Genomic DNA, 19,592 nt, shown 5'->3' with positions numbered 1-19,592 from the left:
AACTTCATGATTTATCAGTAAAAGTTTATAAATTTGAAGGTGATTGCATTTTTTGTGTAATCACCTTTTTTATTATGATACATTTAGAAAAAATAAATAAAAACCAATTGCCAATTATCAAGGATTTAGCTTATGCAATTTGGCCATCTACTTACGGTGAAATACTATCTAGCGAGCAATTAAATTATATGTTAGATAATTTTTATTCGATTGAAAATTTAGAAAATCAAATGAATAATGATCAAATTTTTGAATTGTTATTAGATGATAATAAAGTAGTTGGATTTGTTGCCTACGAATTCAATTGCAATGGAGCAGGATTACTAAAAATTCATAAAATTTATTTGTTACCAGAAACTCAAGGTAAAGGTTTTGGGAAATTTATGATTGATGAAGTAATTAAAATAGCCAAAAACAACCAGCAAAAAGGGGTGTTTTTAAATGTAAATAAATACAATAAAGCCAAATTATTTTACGAAAAACTTGGTTTTACAGCTACTAAAGATGAAGTAATAGATATAGGAAACAATTACATTATGGATGATTATGTAATGGAATTGAGGTTTTAATTTAAAATAAAGTAATGAAGTTTAAAATTGTTGTAGTAAGTGTGTTGTTGTTTTTATTTTCTTGTAAAAGTAATTACACGCGTATTGGTAATAAAAACGCAAATTATATACCATACTATTTAAAAGTTTATGAAGCAGATAGTTTGTTTTTAGTTAACGATTATGAAGGGAGTTATAAGATATTGCATAAATTATTTAAAAAATATGAGCCTATAAATATACAAGGATACTATGAGTATGGAAATTATTTAGCTTCTTCAGTGATGATTGGTAAAACTAATAACCTTAATAATAAAATTAAAAAAAGTTATACTGATTTTGGTGGAATACCAATTTGTCATTATGATTCTTCTAAATTTAATGATACAATTTTACGTTATTCGAAGTTCTCAAAAGATGAATTAAAAGGTTTTAAACAAATTTATTTAAACAAATTAAATTTAGAATTAAGACACAAAATCGAAAGGATGATTAATGAAGACCAAGTAGCAAGTGCAAATTTGGCTGAAGATTCAGTTTTTTTTTATCGTAAAAAGCATAAAAAGGAATTGGATGATATTTTTCTAAAATATGGTTACCCAAATTTAAAAATTATTGGTTTTGATAATTATTTTGAAAATTCCGCTGATTTGTCTCTTATCTTAATTCATCAAGATGTTTCAGATAAAGAGTTATTTCTTAAAGTGATGTTAGAGAATTTAAAGAAAGGTAATTGTATGCCCTCAGAATATGCAGCCGTTTATGACAGAAAAATTTGGACTCAAACTTCATCAAAAAAAAGTAAACAGTATTTTGGTTCTTTTATTAATATGAAAGATGGTAGTTTGAGTATACCAGTTTTAAATCCTAATAAATTAGATTCAATAAGAAAATCAATTGGATTAAAGAACAGTTGTACCTATGATTGGTGGAGAAATAATAAAATGCAAGAGGAATAACTAATTAGAACAAATTTCTAATGAAAACGGATTTGCGTTAGTGGTTGTAGCGGCATCTCCCGATTTTTCATCGGGAATATAGCGGAAGACACGACCCATAGGGGAACGCCCAAAAATTACCTATTTCTCTTATCGTAGTTTCTGCTTCCGTAATTGGTTTTCTTATCACGTAAAATACTCGCATCTTCGGTTTTACTTGAAGGTTCGATAAGTGTATTTAATTCAATAATTTCTTTTTCCGTTAACGGACGGTATTTTCCAACAGGAACATCTAAAGTAATGTTGATAATTCGGATTCTTTTTAAAGTAGTAACTTCGTAATCTAAATATTCGCACATACGACGAATTTGTCGGTTCAAACCTTGTGTTAAAACAATTTTAAACACAAACTGACTCATTTTTTCAACGGTACATTTTTTAGTAATCGTATCTAAAATAGGTAAACCATTACTCATTTGCTTAATGAAAACGTCTGTAATAGGTTTGTCAACGGTAACAATATATTCTTTTTCGTGATTGTTTCTGGCGCGTAAAATTTTGTTTACAATATCACCATCATTAGTCATGAAAATCAATCCTTCACTGGCTTTATCCAATCTTCCAATTGGGAAAACGCGTTCTGGATAATTGATATAATCCACAATATTGTCTGGAATACTCAAGTTAGTCGTACATTCAATTCCAGCTGGTTTGTGGAATGATAAATAAATAGGTTTTTTATTCGCATTAGTCACTAATTCGCCATTGACACGAACTTCATCACCAGGTGCGACTTTCGTACCCAATTCCGGAGATTGACCGTTAATCGTAATTCTTCCTTCTTCTAATAATCGGTCGGCTTCTCTACGAGAACAAAATCCTGATTCTGATAAATATTTATTGATGCGTACTAATTGCTCTTCCATTTGGCAAAGATATAGGAATTTATTAAGTTTACTAAAAAAAATCATGAGGCTTTTGTTGTCTACTTATTTTCTACTTCTCTTTTTTTGTTCTACAGCGCAGAATGAAGTGCAAAACACGCTTTTAAAATCCGATAATCATTCAACTGTAATGGTTTATTTAAAAGAAAATGCAGGTATTAGTAATGAATTTCAAGTTTTTCTAAATCAGAATAACGCCAATTTAAAAAGAGCCATTTCTATTTCAGATGATAAAATTAATTTTTTGTCTAAAGAAGCGATTCGTATTTCAAATAGCGATTATTATGTTCAGAAATTAAAAAGAATTTATACTGTCGAATTTACTGTTCAACCGAATGATTTTGCCGCTTTTATCGAAAAAATGAAATCATTTTCAGATGTAGAATATGGTTATGAAATGAATACTATTCCAGTTAAACCTCCAACAGACATTGCTCCAACAACTTCAAATTTTGAAGCAAATCAAACTTATTTAGGAGCAGATCCGGGAATTAACATGCAATATGCTTGGGATTTAGGTTTGTCTGGAACAGGAATTAAAGTAAGAGATATCGAATATGGTTGTAACTTCAATCATGAAGAACTTAATTCTGTAAATGTGTCAATTGCTCCTGGAATGACCATAAGCACTTCAGCTACATCTTCATATACCGAACATGGAACTTCTGTTTTTGGAGTTGTTATGGCGGATAAAGGAATTTATGGTGTTTCTGGGTTGGCTTATGGAGCTCAAGAAATGATTTTATTTCCAGAATGGCAACAATCAGGATATGATAGAATATTTGCTGTCTCGCAAGCGATTCAAAATTCGCAATCTGGTGATGTTATTATTTATGAAATGCAGGCTTATGATGCGAGTAATAATTTGTTGCCAGCTGAATATGATTTAACTGTTTGGAACTTAACTAAAGCCGCAACAGATGCTGGAATTATAATTGTTGAAGCTGCAGCAAATGGAAGTCTAAATTTAGATAGTTCAACCTATGCTGATTATATGAGTCGAGGTAATTCTGGAGCGATATTAGTTGGTGCTGGGTCACCAAGTATAAATCATTTTAAATCAACTTTCAGTAATTACGGTTCTAGAGTTGATGTGCAAGGTTGGGGTGGGAATGTTTTTACTACTGGATTTACAGGTTCTTATATTACAATTGGTGGAGATTTAAATCAAAGTTATACCAATTTTGCGGGAACAAGTTCAGCAACTCCAATGGTGGCAAGTTGTGTGATTGTGTTACAATCGTATTATCATGGCTTAACAGGAAATTATTTATCACCCTTAGAAATGAGAAACCTATTAGTAAATACAGGTATTCCTCAAGGAAATCCAATAACTGGAAATGTTGGTCCGTTACCAAATATGCAGAGTGCTCTTAATGCAATTGATGCTATGTTAAGTGTTCAGAATTTTAATGGTTTTTCGGCAGAATTTTTCCCAAATCCATCAGAAGGAAAATTAAATTATTCGATTTCAAATGCTGGGAATTCAATATTTAGCTTTCGCTTTTCGGATGTTTTAGGAAGAGAAATAATTCAGATTGAAAAGAAGGAATCACAAGGGATATTAGATATTTCTGAATTGCCTTCTGGAATTTATTTTCTGAAAGTGAAAAGTGAAGAAAAAGAATTCGTTAAAAGAATAATTAAGAGATAAAAAAAAATCCCGACTTTCATCGGGATTCTTGATATTACATTTTGGCGAAAATTTTCTCCATTTTTTCTCTTTCTTCGTCAGCTAAAACACTGTCAACTAAAATACGTCCACTGTGCTCATCTGTTAAGATTTTCTTTCTACCAGCAATTTCCATTTGAGTTTGTGGTGGAATAGTAAAGAATGAACCAGCAGAAGCGCCACGCTCAATAGAAACTACCGCTAAACCATTGATAACACTGTTTCTAATTCTGTCGTAAGCTGCTAATAAACGCTCTTCAATTTTACCTCTAAATTCGTTAGATTTTTCAATTAAGAAATTCTCGTCTTTTTCAGTTTCAGCCATAATATCACTTAATTCCGCTTTTTTGTGCTTCAAGTGATTTTGCTTACCGTCTAATTTTTCTTTAGTTTGACCAACAATTTCTTTTTTGTTTTCTAAAGTAACTTTCATTTCTTTAATGTGCTTTTCAGCCAATTGAATTTCTAATTCTTGAAACTCAATTTCTTTAGATAAAGAATTGAATTCTCTATTGTTACGCACATTTTTTTGTTGCTCTGTATATTTTTTAATTGACGCTTTATAGTCATCAATGTTGTTCTTTTTTTCTTTTGCTTGATGATCAATAGCACTTAGATCTTCGTTTAATTTTTCTAAACGCTTAGATAATCCTGCCACTTCATCTTCTAAATCTTCCACTTCTAAAGGTAATTCACCTCTTACGTTTCTGATTTCGTCAATTTTAGAATCAATTAATTGTAAAGCATAAATTGCTCTTAACTTTTCTTCTACGCTTAGTTCTTTTGTATTTGCCATATTGTTAAAAATATTTAACGGGATTTGTATTTAATTCTGATAAAATGATTGCAAAATTAGTGATTTTTTCTTTAAGAAAGTCAACAATATAGTTTTTTGTATACCTTTCACTTTCAAAATGTCCAATATCAGCCAAAAGTAGCTTGTTTTCGGCTTCATAAAACTGATGATATTTTAAATCAGCAGTCAAAAACGCATCAGCACCAGCTGAAATAGCATTTTTTATAGCGAAACTTCCACTTCCGCCTAAAACAGCAACTTTCTTAATTTCAGTAGGTAAAAATTGACTGTGTCTAATTCCGCCACATTCCATTTTATCTTTTACAAATTGTAAAAAATCTGATTGTTTCATTGGGTTTTCTAATTCTCCAATCATTCCTAAACCAATATTTTGATGTTCGTTTTCGGTTTTATAAATTTCGTAAGCTACTTCTTCATATAAATGATTCGTAAAAAGTGCTTTTAAAATCTTATTTTGATGGTGCTTTTCAAAAGTGACTTCAATTTTAATTTCAGCTTCTTTTTGTAAAATATTTTTTTCTCCAATTACAGGATTGCTGTATTCATTACCTTTAAATGAACCAATTCCAGAAGAAATAAAACTACAATTGTCATAATTGCCAATAGTTCCTGCTCCGGCTTCAAACAAAGCTTGTTTCAGTTGATTTACGTTTTCAGGTTTCGTATAAGTTACTAATTTATGAATGAAATTTTGTTTCGGAATTAAAACTTTAGTATTAGTTAAGCCTAAAGCATCACAGAAAATTTTATTCACGCCATTTTGATGATTATCTAAAGCGGTATGAACCGAATAAATGGCAATATCATTTTTTATCGCTTTGATTACAGCTCTTTCTACATAATTTTTTCCTGTAATTTTTTTCAATCCAGAAAACAAAATAGGATGGAAGCAAACTACCAAATTGCATTTCTTCGCAATAGCTTCATCCATCACTTCTTCCAAAGCATCGTGACAAACCAAAATCCCTGTGATGTCGTTGGTGTGACTTGTTAAAAGTCCAACATTGTCAAAATCTTCCGCGTAGGCTAATGGCGCTAATTGCTCCAAATATTTCGTTATTTCAGATAATTGCATGAGTTTTTTATAATTTTATAGTTTCAAAGATAAAAAAACTTATTTTCGTGGTATGAAATTATTAAGAAAAATACTTTTTCCTATTGCAATTATATATTGGTTAGTCACTTTTGTTAGAAATTGGCTGTACGATGTGGGTTTCTTTAAAAGTAAAAGTTATGATTTACCCATAATTGCAATCGGAAATTTAAGCGCTGGTGGAACTGGAAAAACGCCACATACCGAATATTTAATCCGATTATTAAAAGACAAGTATAAAGTCGCGGTTTTAAGTCGTGGTTACAAAAGAAGTACGAAAGGTTTTGTTTTGGCGAATGAAACGATTTCTGCTCATGAATTAGGTGATGAATCGTATCAAATTCAAGCCAAATTCCCTGAAGTTTCTGTAGCGGTTTGTGAAGACAGACAAACAGGAATTGCAAATTTAATTTCGACGATAAAGCCAGATGTAATTTTATTAGACGACGCTTTTCAACACAGAAAAGTTACTGCTCAATATTATATATTATTAACAGCTTACGATGATTTGTTTTCGGACGATTATATTTTGCCTTTCGGAAATTTACGTGAAAGTGCGATTGGGAAAAAACGTGCAAATCTGGTAATTGTAACGAAATGTCCAACTGCTCTTTCTGAACAAGAACAAGAACAAGTCAAAAAGAAATTGGATGTAAATGTTCCTGTTTTCTTTACTGCAATTGATTATGATACAGAAGTTTTTGGCTCTGAAAAAGTCATGAACGTTTCGGAAGTAATTGCTAAAGAAAAAGTCATTGTGGCCGGAATTGCAAAACCTAAATATTTTATAGATTATTTAAATTCTGGAAAGGATAAAGTTATGGTTTATCCAGATCATCATCATTTTTCGGATCAAGAAATAAAAGAATTAAATAGTTTAGCTCAAGATAAAATCTTAGTGACAACGGAAAAGGATTTTGTACGTTTAAATGGGAAAATTAATTCGGACAAGTTGTTTTATTTGCCAATAAAAGTGAAGTTTTTAAATTCGGAATCAGAATTTCAAACAAATATTTCTAAAACAATTAAGCCTTAAAGTAAGAACTAATTACATTGTAAAAATGTTCTGGTGCAAAAGGTTTTGTTACCACATCGTTCATTCCGTATGAAAGTAGCATTTCTCTGTTTTCGTTTAATGAAATAGCGGTTAAAGCAATAATTGGTGTAATGTTATCAAATTTTCTAATTTCAGCGGTAGCTTCAGTTCCGTTAATTCCTGGTAAATGGACATCCATCAAAACCATATCGAATTTGTTGTTTTGCATCGCAACAATAGAATCTTCACCATTATCAATAATCGTACAAATCATACCTTTGTTTTCCACCATTTTTTTGGTAATCATTTGGTTGATTTTATTGTCTTCTACTAATAAAACGCTTTTGCCTTTTAAGTTTTCGTGAGAAATAACTTGATTTGTTTCAATGCTAGAAATGGTTTTCAAGTCCGACTTGTCAAAATCTAAATTAAAATAGAATTTTGTTCCTTTGTTGACTTTACTTTCTAAATGAATTTCACTATCTAATATTTCAATGATTTTTTTAACAATTGAAAGTCCTAAACCAGTTCCGCCATATGTTCTATTTATTTCTACAGAACCTTGAGAAAAACTATCGAAAATATTTGCAATTTTATCTTCTGGAATACCAATTCCATTATCTTGTACAACAAATTTTAAGGTGATTTTATTATCTTTTTCGTTAACAGTTTTGATTTTTAATGTAACATCACCGTTTTTAGTGAATTTGATAGAATTGTTGATTAAATTTATTAAAATTTGAGACAGTTTGGTTGGGTCACCGATTAGGTTTTCATTGCCATCTATGTCTAAATCTAATTTAAAATTGATGTTGTTTTTACTAATAAATCCACTGAAAGATTGATTAATATTATTCGCTAATTCAACCAAATTAAATTTGATTTTTTCAACATGAACGTTATTTGATTCTAATCTATTAATTTCCAAAATGTCATTAATGAAACTCAAAAGATAATTTCCTGAAAACTCTAATGATTTCAAATAGTTTAACTGACTGGTTTTTGGTTTTTCTTGCAGCAATAAATACGTAATTCCGTTTATCGCATTCAGAGGTGTTCTTAACTCGTGACTCACCGTAGATAAGAATTCTGATCTAGCTTTAGATGCGAATTCTGCTTTCTCTTTTTGTTCTGTTAATTCTTTGTTTTTCGCTTGTAAAAGCTTGTAAGTAAATGTTCTAATTTTATTGTTTTTATATAAAGAAAAACTTAATAAAGACAAAATAGCGATTAAAACAATACTCATAATGCTAATTAATCTCGAAAAACGGATCGATTTCAATTGGTCACTTTTTTCTTTTTCAAGCTTTTCAACAATTTCTAATTGATTGTCGTGTTCTTTTTTATTAATAAGTAATTCGGTATTAACTTGGCTAGAATTATTTTTAATTTCATTTAAGGTTAGGTATTCTTTTAAATAAAAATTGGATAATTTGTAGTCTTCTAATTTTTCACTAATTAAAATAAGATTGTTTAAAATTTTCTTTTTAGAAATCCCAACAGAATTGTTTTCTACTATTTCCAATGCATTTTTAGAATATTCTAGCGATTTTTGATAGTCTTCTTGGATATAATAAATCTTGCTTAACTGATAAATGGCTTCTACTTTACTTGTTTCAGCATCTTTATTAGTAGTTGCAATTTTTTTAAAAACGGTTATGGCTTCCTCTAATTTATTACTAGCTTTTAACGTTAATCCTTTTTGAAGTTCTAGTAAAGGAAAAGCTTCACTTGAGTTTATTTGGTTATAAATTGTGTACGCTTTATCGAAATACATTTTAGCAATCGTAAAGTTTCTTTTTTCTAGATACAAAGTCCCTAAAGCATAATTTATTTTAGCCACTTTAGAAGAAGAAATTTTATTAACTTCGTAGTAGTTGGAGCACTTTATTAAATTAATTATGGCATCATTGAAATTGTTGTTTTCAAGATGTAAACTACCTAAAAAGTAATAGCAGTCATAAAGTTTTTCGTAATTTTTTGTTGCTTTTGAATAATCAATAGCTTTTTGCACATATTTTATGGCGTCTTTAGAATTGTATTTTTCTTCGAAGGAATAATTGGCTAATTCTAAAAAATAATTAATGCTATCAAGCTTGTTTTTCTTACTTTGAGAAAAGGTGAAAAGGGAGAAAAAGGTAAGTAAGAATAAGAGTTTTTTCATTATTTGAATTCAAAACTTGAAATTATAAAGGCTAAAATTAATGATTATTTTTTGATAAAAAAAGTATTAAATCCACAATACGAGAGGAATAGCCGATTTCATTATCATACCAGCCTACGATTTTTACCATTTTATCTATTACTGAAGTTAATTGCGAATCGAAAACACAAGAGTTTGTATTGCCAATAATGTCAACAGAAACAATTGGGTCTTCCGTGTAAGCTAAAATGTTTTTCAGTTCCTTTTCAGAAGCATTTTTAAAAGCTAAATTGATTTCGTCAATAGAAACTTTTCGGTTTACATTAAAAGTAATATCTGTTAACGATCCATCTGGAACCGGAACACGAATTCCACAACCACCAATTTTACCTTCTAATTCAGGGAAAATTTTCGTAATGGCTTTTGCGGCACCAGTTGTTGTTGGGATAATTGATTGTGAAGCACCTCGAGCACGTCTTAAATCTTTATGTGGTTGATCATGTAAACTTTGATCGGTAGTGTAGGAGTGAACGGTTGTGATGTAAGCTTGTTCAATACCGCATAATTCTTGAATTATTTTCAGCATTGGTGCGGCATTATTAGTCGTACAACTTGCATTTGAAATAATAGTTTCTGAACCGTCTAAAATATGTTCGTTGACACCTAAAACCACTGTTTTTATTTTGTCATCTTCTGGCGGTGCAGATAAAATCACTTTTTTTGCTCCTGCTATTAGATGCAATTGTGCTGTTTCAGTAGTTTTGAATTTTCCTGTAGCTTCAATTACAAAGTCGATATTTAAACTTTTCCAAGGTAATTTTGAGATGTCACTTTCGTGGAAAAATTGAAATTTTAAATCGTCAATAATTAATGTTTCGTTTTCAGAAGAAACAGAACGCTGTAAAACACCATGAATACTGTCATATTTTACTAAATGACTCATGGTTTTTATATCCGCAATATCATTGATAGCAACAACTTCTATGTTGGGATGGTTGAGTAATAATCGGAATAAGTTTCTTCCAATTCTTCCAAAACCATTAATAGCGACACGTATTTTCAATTTTTTACTTTGTTATTTATGTTGGATTTAATTATGTCTTATGCCAAAAATTAATGAATATGTTTTTCAGCATGGTAAGAAGAACGTACTAACGGACCACTTTCTACGTGAACGAAACCTAATTCTTTACCAATTTTTTCGTATTTTTCAAATTGTTCAGGTGTGATGAATTCTTTAACAGGTAAATGTTTTTTACTAGGTTGTAAATATTGACCAATCGTAACTACATCTACTTTCGCATCTCTTAAATCGTGTAACGTCTGAATTACTTCTTCTTCCGTTTCTCCTAAACCTAACATGATTCCCGATTTTGTTCGGTTCAATCCTTGTTCTTTTAGGTATTTTAAAACGGCTAAACTTTTATCGTATTTTGCTTGAATTCGAACTTCGCGTGTTAATCTTCGTACCGTTTCAATATTATGAGAAACAACTTCTGGAGCTACTTCAATAATTTTATCTAAATGTTTTTCGCTTCCTTGAAAATCTGGAATTAACGTTTCTAAAGTAGTTTTTGGATTCATTCTTCGGATAGCTTTTACAGTTTCTGCCCAAATAATGGTTCCCATATCTTTTAAATCATCTCTATCCACACTTGTAATTACGGCATGTTTGATGTTCATAATTTTTATAGAACGCGCTACTTTTTCTGGTTCTTCCCAGTCTACATTTTCAGGACGACCTGTTTTTACGCCACAAAATCCGCAAGAACGCGTACAAATATTTCCTAAAATCATAAACGTTGCGGTTCCTTCTCCCCAACATTCACCCATGTTAGGGCAACTACCAGAAGCACAAATGGTATTTAACTTGTATTTGTCTACCAAGCCTCTAAGTTCGGTATATTTTTGTCCAACGGGTAATTTTACACGCAACCATTTCGGTTTTGGAGTAGGTGGAAATACGCTTTCTGTAGCCATAATTTTAATCTAAAATCTGATTGCAAATATACAAAACGTAATAAAACAAATCATATGTTTCGATTATATTTATCTATGGTAATATAGTAATCACTTTTCCTTATTTGTTTATGCTGACGCAATATTTATTTGGTGTGATTTCATAAAAAAACCACAAAATAAAATGTATTTTGTGGTTTTAAAATTAAGATGCAGTTGTACTATTAATCTTCTATATCTACAAGGCTAATTTGTATTGGAAGTCTTTTTTCACTTCTTACAATTTCACCGTTCACTTTTCCTGGCGTCCATTTTTTATTCATGGCTTTTAATACTCTAATAGCTTCTTTTTCTAAAGTTTTGTCTCCTTTACCAATCATTCTAATGTCGGTCATAGAACCATCTTTTTCAATAACAAAAACCAATTCTATAGATAAAACATCTTTGTTAAAAGAGTTGGGAATTTTATAGTTTTCCGCAATAAAAGTTCTGAACTTGTTAATTCCTCCAGGAAAACTTGCTTCTACGCCAAAAGTACCTTTATAGATTGTGTTTGATGAAGGAGTTTCAGTTCCAGTTGTCGGAGTTGTTATTGGTGTTTCTATTCCATTTGGATTGCCTATTGGTCCTGGATTTCCATTTTCTGTTCCGTTTGGATTAAAAGGAGTAGAGGTGTCTGGATTTTTAGGTTCTACAACAGGTTCAACTTCAGTTCTGTCCACTACAATTGGTGGGACTTTATCTGGAGTTAGATTTAACTTTGGATTATCTGTTCCTTTTTTTATGATTGGTTTTGGTTCAGGGACAATTGGCGTTAATTCTACAATTCTAACGATATCTGGTAACTTATTTGGTTGTGGAGCAATATTAGGTTTTGATTCTGGAGTTGTAAATGAAAACAATCCAATTCCAAAAGCAATAGTCCCGAAAGTAATAAGCATCGCTTTGATGGTAGTTGCATCACTTTCTTTTCTTAATTGGTAAGCACCATAAGTTTTGTTTCTGTTTTCGAAGGCAATTTCTAGCCATTCGTCATTTTGTACATTGAAATTTGACATAATATATAGTTTTTAAGGTTGATACTTACGTATAATTTAAACCTTATGAAATAATCGTGCCAAAAATTCAATGAATGAATAAATTTATTTAATTATTCTGTATAATTCATGTCGATATCATGCGTTTCTGTAATGGTTAAAGTGGCGTAAATGGCTAAAATAAATACAAGTATTCCAACAATAATAGCGCTATTAATTACGCCGGAAGTTGGTTTGAAAAAATCAAAACCAATTAACATTATGGGTAATAAGCCTCGGACCATGTTCGGAATCGTAGTTGCGGCTGTGCTTCTAATATTTGTTCCAAATTGTTCTGCGCCAACGGTAACAAACATTGCCCAATATCCAGTGCCTAGTCCAAACCAAGCACAGAAAAAATAATAGGAATTTTCTGTTTTAGCAAAACCTGAAAGTAATAAAGCTACTCCAATTATGGTGAAAAGTAACATATAAAAAATAGCTTTTTTTCTTGATTTTAAATAATGTGAAATAATTCCACTTGCAAAATCTCCTGCAGAAATTCCGATATAAGCCCACATAATCGCCTTTCCAGGAACTAGGTTTTCAATTCCCATTGCTGTAGCAAATTGATTGGCCATTAAGGCTAAAATCCCAATGCAATACCAAGTAGGTAAGCCAATTAAAATACATTTTAGATATTTAATAAAACGTTCCTTAGAATTAAAAAGCATGAAGAAATTTCCTTTTTTTACGGATGCATCGTGTTCAATATCTTTATAAATTCCAGATTCGGAAACGCTAATTCTTAAGAAAAGTAACGCTAAACCTAAAGCGCCACCAATAAAATAAGAAGTCGTCCATTCCGATGTCATTTGAACGGTTAATTGTGCGACAACAGCTCCTAATAAACCAAAACCTGCTACAATTGAAGTTCCAATAGCGCGTAAACTTTTTGGTAAAGATTCGGAAACTAAAGTAATTCCGGCACCTAATTCGCCAGCTAAACCAACTCCAGCAATAAAACGCAAAGCAGCATAAATAGTTACAATATTTTCTTGAGGAAATTGTGGTAAAAATCCGCAAGCAATATTCGCTAAAGAATACACTAAAATGGAACCGAATAATACGGAAAGTCGTCCTTTTTTATCACCTAAAATCCCCCAAAGAATTCCGCCAATCAATAAACCCGACATTTGCCAATTGATAATTGTAGTGCCCACTTCATCAGCATTTAATCCTAAAGAATTTAAACTCGGTACACGAACAATTCCGAACAGTAGTAAATCGTAAATATCTACAAAATAGCCTAAAGCAGCAATGATTACAGGAATTGAAAAAAGGTGTTTTAGTTTTTCAGAAAAAGTAAAGTTTTCCATTTGGTTTTTAAGTTTTGCCAAACCTAATGAAAATTAATTTAAATTAAAAAATATTTGAACCTCTGTTGTCTAAAAAAGTAATAAGTAAAATATTATTGTTGGATAAAGTGTAAATTACAGAATTATTGGCATCAATAGCACATTTTTTATATCCTAAGATTTTGGATTCTGGGCAAAATTGATTGAATTTTTGAATCTTGTTTAGTAAATTATCAACTTTTGTTTCAAAAACATTAATTTCTTTAATTGTCCATTTTTCAAACTAATAATCAATTACTTTTAAATATGTTTGTAGAGCTGTTTCAGACCAAATAATTTCCATTAAATCGTCTTGTTTTTTATATGATTTTTAATGATTTCTTTAGCTTCTTTATGAGTGTAAGTTTTACCTTCAGCAATATCATTTATACCTTTTTCGATAAGTTTTTTTTCGGTCACGCTTAAATCATCAGCCCAATCTTTAGATTTGTTGGTAAGAAAATCAATAAAATTATTCACCTCTTCCAATAAGTTCATTGGTAGTGCGTTTATTTTTTGATTAATTTCTGATGTTGTGATTGATTTCATAACTAAATTTCTAATGATATTGTATCCAAAGTTACAAAAAATCTATTTCTCACTAATAATTTCAGCTAATAATTTTTTAGCACGAAGAAGTTTGATTTTGATATTATTTAGCGGTTCATTCAATTGTTCTGCCATATCTTGATAGGTCATTTCTTGGAAATAACGCAGTTGAATGACTTCTTGATAAGCAGGTTTTAACTGTTTGATTTGTTGTAATAATTGCGATAAATTTTGTTCTGTAATTAATTTATCTTCTACGGTTGGTGTATCATCTAAAACTTGATTAGCTAAACTATCTTCTTCATCAGTAATTTCTAAAAATAAAGTCGATTTTTTCTTGCGAAGCATATCAATATGTACGTTTTTTGCAATCGTAATTAACCAAGTGTTGAAACCAAATTCTGGATTATACATGCTAATTTTGTCAAAAGCTTTCGCGAAAGTTTCAATTACAATATCGTCTGTGTCGGTTTCATTTTCCGTACGTTTTAGCATATAGCCGTACACTTCATTCCAATAAAAATCGAGAAGAAAAGTAAAAGCAACTTGATCTCCCAATTTTGCTTTTTGTATGTTTTTAAGTATTTTTTCTTGTTTTATTTCCAATGTACAGGTTTGAAAATCAGATTGGTAAACGCCACTCTGATTTGTGTAATTATTAAAATAAGTTCAAAAATTGGATACCAAGCAATCACGTCTTTTTCGTTTAATTTCGCAGCTCCATAACCGAAAACAATCCAGTTAAATATATATCGGAAACCTAAAACGCTTGTCACAATAATCCAGTTGTATTGGAAAGATAGCAAAATTATTGCCAAAGTAATACAAAGCACCTGTGAAATAAAATATAATGCCAATTGAAATTTGTCGAAACCTTTGTATAATTTGGCTGTTGAAACGTGTCTTCTTTTTTGATTAAACCATTCTTTGTAAGTGGTTTTTGGTTTAGAATACGTAAAACCTTCTGGGTTATAACAAATTGTTGTATTCGAAGCATTTGCGGCTTCGTTGATAAATAAATCATCATCACCAGAACGCACTCGAATATGATTAATAAATCCGTTTACATTGAAAAACTCTGATTTTTTATACGCTAAATTTCGACCAACGCCCATATACGGTTTTCCTGTTTTAGCCCAAGAAAAATATTGAATTGCCGTTAAAACCGTTTCGTATCTAATAATCTTATTTAAGAACGAACCTTTAATTTTATCATAAGCGCCATAACCTAAAACGATCGTTTTTTTAAATGAAAAATGCGAGGTCATTTCCGAAATCCAGTTTTCAGAAGTTGGACAACAATCGGCATCCGTGAATAATAAATATTCGTTTTTTGCTGCTTTAATTCCTAGAGTTAAGGCGAATTTTTTGTTTCCCCAAAACGCTTCGTTGTTTTTAACTTTTACTAATTTAATAAACGAATATTGTTTTTCATATTCTTCTAATAATTCTAAAGTATCATCATTAGAAGCATCGTCAATTAGAACCAATTCGTAATTTGGATAGTTTTGAGAAACTAAAATAGGAAGATGTTTTTGTAAATTTTCAAATTCATTTTTAGCACAAACAATTACCGAAACTGGAATGCTTTTTGGTGTGTCTTTATTTGGTTGTACAAACGAAAAACGACTAAAAACAAACGCTTGGTACACGAATTGAATGGCGAAAAAAACTAAAAATGTAATAAAAAGTATAAGTAAAATTGTTTCCATGTTCCTTTTAAAAGTTGAGCAAAGGTAGGTTTTTTTGTTTAAAGTTTAAAGTTTAAAGTTTCAGTTTTAAAGGTTTTGTGAAATCCTAAATCATACTTCGTAAATCGTAAATTATACATTATTTTTCATTTCGTTTGCAATACATTTCGCTCCTTCATCTCCTGATTTTTCTAAATGAGAAATGATGCTTTTTTTATTGTTTTCACTTTTGTTTTGAGATAATTTTTTGACAGCTTCTATCTTAGTTACAATGATATTAAATGCCAATATTCCGTTGGCTTGTCGCATTGTTTTTTCAGAAAGTGATTTTGTAGAAATTGGGTTTTCACTTTTTTTCTCGTATTTATTCACCAAATTTTCTAAATGTAAAAGCTTTTGTTCTTCATTTAGTATTTCAATTTTTCCTTCCGCATGAACCGATAGGTAATTCCAAGTTGGGACTTCTTCGTAATCATACCAAGAAGAAGAAATATATGAATGTGCACCTGAAAAAATAGCTAAAACAGCTCCGTTTTCTGCGAAATTTTCACTTTGTGGATTTAATTTAGAAATATGTCCAGATAAAACAAGTTGATTATCATTGTTTTCTTCAATAAACAATGGAATATGTGTGGCGTTTATTTTACTATTGTATTGGTTAACAAGAATAGCAAAACTGTTTTCTTCAATAAAACGTAAAATTTCACTTCGATTTTCGTTTACATAAATATCAGGTATGTACATTTTATTTCTGTTTTAAGTTTTATTTCGTAAATCGTAAATCCCAAATCGTAAATTAAATCACGTTTACTTCCGCTTCAATACTAATTCCGTATTTTTCAAAAATAGTTTTTTGGATGTTTTGCGCTACGGTCCAAATTTCGTTTCCTGTCGCGTTTCCGTAATTTACTAGAACTAACGCTTGTTTGGTGTGGATTCCAGCATCTCCGAAGCGTTTGCCTTTAAATCCAGCTTGTTCAATTAACCAACCTGCAGGCACTTTTACATGCGTTTCTGAAACGGGATAATGTGGAATTTCAGGAAAATTTGCTTTGGCTTTTTCGTAAATTTCAATCGGAACAATTGGGTTTTTAAAGAAACTTCCGCTATTTCCTAACTCTTTTGGATTCGGTAATTTGCTTTCACGAATCGCAATTACTGCTTTGCTCACCTCTTGAATCGTAGGGTTTTCAATACCCATATTTTCTAGTTCGGTATCAATCGCACCGTAAGAAGTATTTAGTTTATGATTATTTTTTGTTAGTTTGAAAACAACAGATAAAACAACATATTGGTTTTTTAATTCCGCTTTAAAAACACTTTCTCTATAGCCAAATTTACAAGCAGTTTTGTCGAAAGTGGTAATTTCTTGTGTGTCAATTTTCATCGCTTCACACGAAACAAAGGTATCTTTAATTTCCACGCCATATGCGCCAATATTCTGAATTGGAGTCGCGCCAACATTACCAGGAATTAAAGATAAATTTTCAATTCCACCATAATTATGTTGAATACAAAACAGAACAAATTCGTGCCAAACTTCACCAGCATTTCCTTTTACCCAAACAAAATCGTCGTTTTCTTCAACAACTTCAATGCCTTTGTTGTTGATATGTAACACTAAAGCGTCAATATTTTGAGTCAAAAGCATGTTACTTCCACCGCCTAAAATGAAAAGTTTTTTCTGTTGGTTTTCTTGTAAAACTTCGGCTAAATCAGGAATCGAATTGACTTCGCAAAATTCAGTTGCAAAAGCTTCAATACCAAAGGTGTTATATTTTTTTAACGCTTGTTGTTTCGTGATATTCATGTGTCTTGTTTTTAATCAAATAAATACTTGATTCTTTATATCTTTTACTTGGCTCTTTATACTTTTAACTTGGTTCTTATAAAGCTTTTCTTAAATCTTCTTCGCTAACGAATTCGTTTTTAAAGAACGTTTGTTTTCCGTTTTTAACTACAATTACAACTGGTAAACCTTGGTAACCAAGTGCATTAAATAACGATTTATTTTTGTCGGCATCAATTCTGTGAATGATTACTTTATCTGCCATTTCTTTACTCATTTTATCTAAATAAGGCGCCATTTTTTTGCAAGGTCCACACCATTCTGCGTAAAAATCAATCACAACCGTTTTGTCTGAAACCATTAGTTTATTATAGTCTTCTTGCGTCATTCCAGACCAAACTGCATTAGTTTTCGGATTCGCTTTTTCCCAAGCCATATAACCACCATCTAATTCGATAATGTTTTTAAATCCTAATTCTGCTAAATGATTTGCCGCTTTTTTACTTCTTCCGCCACTTAAACAATAGACAAAAACAGGTTTAGATTTGTCTAAATTTGCGACTTGCGTATCAAAAGAATCTCCGTTCCAATCCATGTTTTTAGCATCAGCAATTTTTCCGTTAGCATATTCGCCTGGCGTTCTTACGTCTAAAATTTGTGCGTCATCTGTTTTGGTGATAGTGGCTTTAAATTCTGAAGCATTAACACTTTTGTAATTTTGACTATTCGTGCAACTTATTGATAACGTAATAATTGCTGTTGCGATAATGGTTTTTAAGTTTTTCATTTTTCTATATATTAAATATTTTATAACTTTTATGTGTTTGTTTTATGATGTTTTCTGTTCGTTCTGGATGTGTGTCGGAAATAAAAATTTGTCCAAATATATCATCATTTACCATATTGACAATTTGTTGCACTCTAAAGGCATCTAATTTATCAAAAATATCATCAAAAAGCAAAATAGGTAAAGTTTTCGTGTGTTTTTTAATGAAATCGAATTGTGCTAATTTCAAAGCAATTAAAAACGATTTTTGTTGGCCTTGCGAGCCGAATTTCTTAACAGGGAAATCGGAAATATTAAACAAAATATCATCTTTATGAATTCCGACAGTCGTGTACTGGGTAATTCTGTCTTTTTGAAGGTTTTGGTCTAATAAATGATCTAAAGAATCGTGATGCAATTGGCTTTCGTAGGCTATAGAAACTTTCTCCGCATTTTCAGAAATAACTTCATATAATTCTTGAAAAACGGGAACGAATTTCTCTAAAAACTCTTTTCTTTTTTTGAAAATAATTTGTCCAAATTCTGATAATTGTTCGTTGTAAATACTCAAATTATCCGCGTCAAAAACCTGGTTTAAAGCAAAATATTTCAATAAAGCATTTCGCTGTTGAAGCGTTTTTTGATAATTAATCAGCGTATTCAAATAAGTAACATCAAAAGTTGAAATGACGTTATCTATAAATTTCCGTCTGGTTTCGCTACCTTCAATAATTAAATCGGAATCACTTGGAGAAATAATCACAATTGGAATTAAGCCAATATGTTCTGAAAATTTTTCGTAAATTTTACCGTTTCGTTTTAAAACTTTTTTTTGCGCTTTTTTATAACTACAAATAATTTGTTCCGTGCGGTTTTCTTTTTCAAAAACACCATCAATGACAAAAAATTCTTCACCGTGTTTGATATTTTGTGTGGAAAGCGGATTAAAATAACTTTTCCCAACCGCTAAATGGTAAATGGCATCTAAAATGGTTGTTTTTCCGATACCGTTTTTTCCCACAATAGCATTAATCTTACTTTCAAATTCAAAAGAATTCTCAGCAATATTTTTATAATTGAGTAAAGATAGTTTTTTTAAAATCACGTTTTTTTAGTAAAAAGTGGTAAAAATTCCACTTGCGAGTACAAATGTAAGCTCAAATTTTAAAAATATAAATAAAAGAACTTTTAAATTTAAATAAAAAGTATATTTTTGCACCTCTAATAAAATTTT

Annotated in this window: 19 protein-coding genes; 4 read left to right on the top strand and 15 right to left on the bottom strand. The window is 30.6% G+C overall.

Annotated elements, in window-relative coordinates:
* Positions 1-74: 74 nt before the first annotated feature.
* Positions 75-569 (top strand): GNAT family N-acetyltransferase, encoded by a 495-nt coding sequence (locus UEQ13_RS07395; RefSeq protein WP_329805714.1) that lies wholly within the window; start codon positions 75-77, stop codon positions 567-569.
* A 14-nt stretch (positions 570-583) separates the two neighbouring features.
* Entirely contained in the window at positions 584-1,507 is a 924-nt protein-coding gene (locus tag UEQ13_RS07390) for a hypothetical protein (protein WP_329805713.1), read from the top strand.
* A gap of 116 nt (positions 1,508-1,623) precedes the next feature.
* Here UEQ13_RS07390 and rluF read toward each other — a convergent pair whose 3' ends face one another.
* Positions 1,624-2,412: a 23S rRNA pseudouridine(2604) synthase RluF gene (gene rluF, locus UEQ13_RS07385; RefSeq protein WP_329805712.1), complete on the bottom strand. Its 789-nt coding sequence runs from the start codon at positions 2,410-2,412 to the stop codon at positions 1,624-1,626.
* 148 nt (positions 2,413-2,560) lie between these two features.
* Between rluF and UEQ13_RS07380 the strand changes: the two genes are divergently transcribed.
* The gene (locus UEQ13_RS07380) at positions 2,561-4,084 is read left to right on the top strand and encodes a S8/S53 family peptidase (protein ID WP_329805711.1); all 1,524 of its coding nucleotides are present in this window, start codon (positions 2,561-2,563) and stop codon (positions 4,082-4,084) included.
* 34 nt (positions 4,085-4,118) lie between these two features.
* On the opposite strand, the gene UEQ13_RS07375 is transcribed toward UEQ13_RS07380, so the two are convergent.
* The gene (locus UEQ13_RS07375; RefSeq protein WP_329805709.1) at positions 4,119-4,898 is read right to left on the bottom strand and encodes a zinc ribbon domain-containing protein; all 780 of its coding nucleotides are present in this window, start codon (positions 4,896-4,898) and stop codon (positions 4,119-4,121) included.
* 4 nt (positions 4,899-4,902) lie between these two features.
* Positions 4,903-5,994, bottom strand: coding sequence for a Nif3-like dinuclear metal center hexameric protein (locus UEQ13_RS07370; RefSeq protein ID WP_329805708.1), 1,092 nt, complete (start codon positions 5,992-5,994; stop codon positions 4,903-4,905).
* Positions 5,995-6,046: 52 nt separating this feature from the next.
* Between UEQ13_RS07370 and lpxK the strand changes: the two genes are divergently transcribed.
* Entirely contained in the window at positions 6,047-7,048 is a 1,002-nt protein-coding gene (lpxK, locus tag UEQ13_RS07365) for a tetraacyldisaccharide 4'-kinase (protein ID WP_329805707.1), read from the top strand.
* Here lpxK and UEQ13_RS07360 read toward each other — a convergent pair.
* The 12 genes from UEQ13_RS07360 to recF form a co-directional block, all read right to left on the bottom strand.
* Positions 7,038-9,212, bottom strand: coding sequence for a tetratricopeptide repeat-containing hybrid sensor histidine kinase/response regulator (locus tag UEQ13_RS07360; protein WP_329805706.1), 2,175 nt, complete (start codon positions 9,210-9,212; stop codon positions 7,038-7,040). The genes lpxK and UEQ13_RS07360 overlap by 11 nt on opposite strands.
* Positions 9,213-9,249: 37 nt before the next feature.
* Positions 9,250-10,254, bottom strand: coding sequence for a type I glyceraldehyde-3-phosphate dehydrogenase (gap, locus tag UEQ13_RS07355; protein WP_329805705.1), 1,005 nt, complete (start codon positions 10,252-10,254; stop codon positions 9,250-9,252).
* A gap of 50 nt (positions 10,255-10,304) precedes the next feature.
* A complete protein-coding gene (gene lipA / locus UEQ13_RS07350) occupies positions 10,305-11,171 on the bottom strand; it encodes a lipoyl synthase (protein ID WP_329805704.1) in 867 nt (288 codons plus the stop codon).
* A 203-nt stretch (positions 11,172-11,374) separates the two neighbouring features.
* Positions 11,375-12,208 (bottom strand): energy transducer TonB, encoded by an 834-nt coding sequence (locus UEQ13_RS07345; protein ID WP_329805702.1) that lies wholly within the window; start codon positions 12,206-12,208, stop codon positions 11,375-11,377.
* 92 nt (positions 12,209-12,300) lie between these two features.
* Complete coding sequence (locus tag UEQ13_RS07340) at positions 12,301-13,545, bottom strand: MFS transporter (protein ID WP_329805701.1); 1,245 nt, start codon at positions 13,543-13,545, stop codon at positions 12,301-12,303.
* Between the two features lie 321 nt (positions 13,546-13,866).
* Positions 13,867-14,112 (bottom strand): DUF2281 domain-containing protein, encoded by a 246-nt coding sequence (locus UEQ13_RS07335; protein ID WP_329805699.1) that lies wholly within the window; start codon positions 14,110-14,112, stop codon positions 13,867-13,869.
* 42 nt (positions 14,113-14,154) lie between these two features.
* A complete protein-coding gene (locus UEQ13_RS07330; protein ID WP_329805697.1) occupies positions 14,155-14,718 on the bottom strand; it encodes an RNA polymerase sigma factor in 564 nt (187 codons plus the stop codon).
* Positions 14,709-15,815, bottom strand: a complete 1,107-nt coding sequence (locus tag UEQ13_RS07325; RefSeq protein WP_407934652.1) for a glycosyltransferase — start codon at positions 15,813-15,815, stop codon at positions 14,709-14,711. Before UEQ13_RS07325 ends, UEQ13_RS07330 begins: the two co-directional genes overlap by 10 nt.
* 120 nt (positions 15,816-15,935) lie before the next feature.
* Entirely contained in the window at positions 15,936-16,547 is a 612-nt protein-coding gene (locus UEQ13_RS07320; RefSeq protein WP_329805694.1) for an FMN-binding negative transcriptional regulator, read from the bottom strand.
* Between the two features lie 52 nt (positions 16,548-16,599).
* Entirely contained in the window at positions 16,600-17,613 is a 1,014-nt protein-coding gene (murB, locus tag UEQ13_RS07315; protein ID WP_329805693.1) for a UDP-N-acetylmuramate dehydrogenase, read from the bottom strand.
* Between the two features lie 76 nt (positions 17,614-17,689).
* Positions 17,690-18,379, bottom strand: a complete 690-nt coding sequence (locus UEQ13_RS07310) for a thioredoxin domain-containing protein (RefSeq protein ID WP_329805692.1) — start codon at positions 18,377-18,379, stop codon at positions 17,690-17,692.
* Between the two features lie 4 nt (positions 18,380-18,383).
* Positions 18,384-19,463 carry a DNA replication/repair protein RecF gene (gene recF / locus UEQ13_RS07305; RefSeq protein WP_329805691.1) on the bottom strand — a complete coding sequence of 360 codons (1,080 nt, stop codon included), beginning with the start codon at positions 19,461-19,463 and terminating at the stop codon, positions 18,384-18,386.
* Positions 19,464-19,592: the final 129 nt, after the last annotated feature.

Origin of the sequence: Flavobacterium facile (assembly GCF_036321945.1) — a bacterium.
Classification (GTDB): domain Bacteria; phylum Bacteroidota; class Bacteroidia; order Flavobacteriales; family Flavobacteriaceae; genus Flavobacterium; species Flavobacterium facile.
This window is presented reverse-complemented; position numbering and strand designations above follow the sequence as displayed.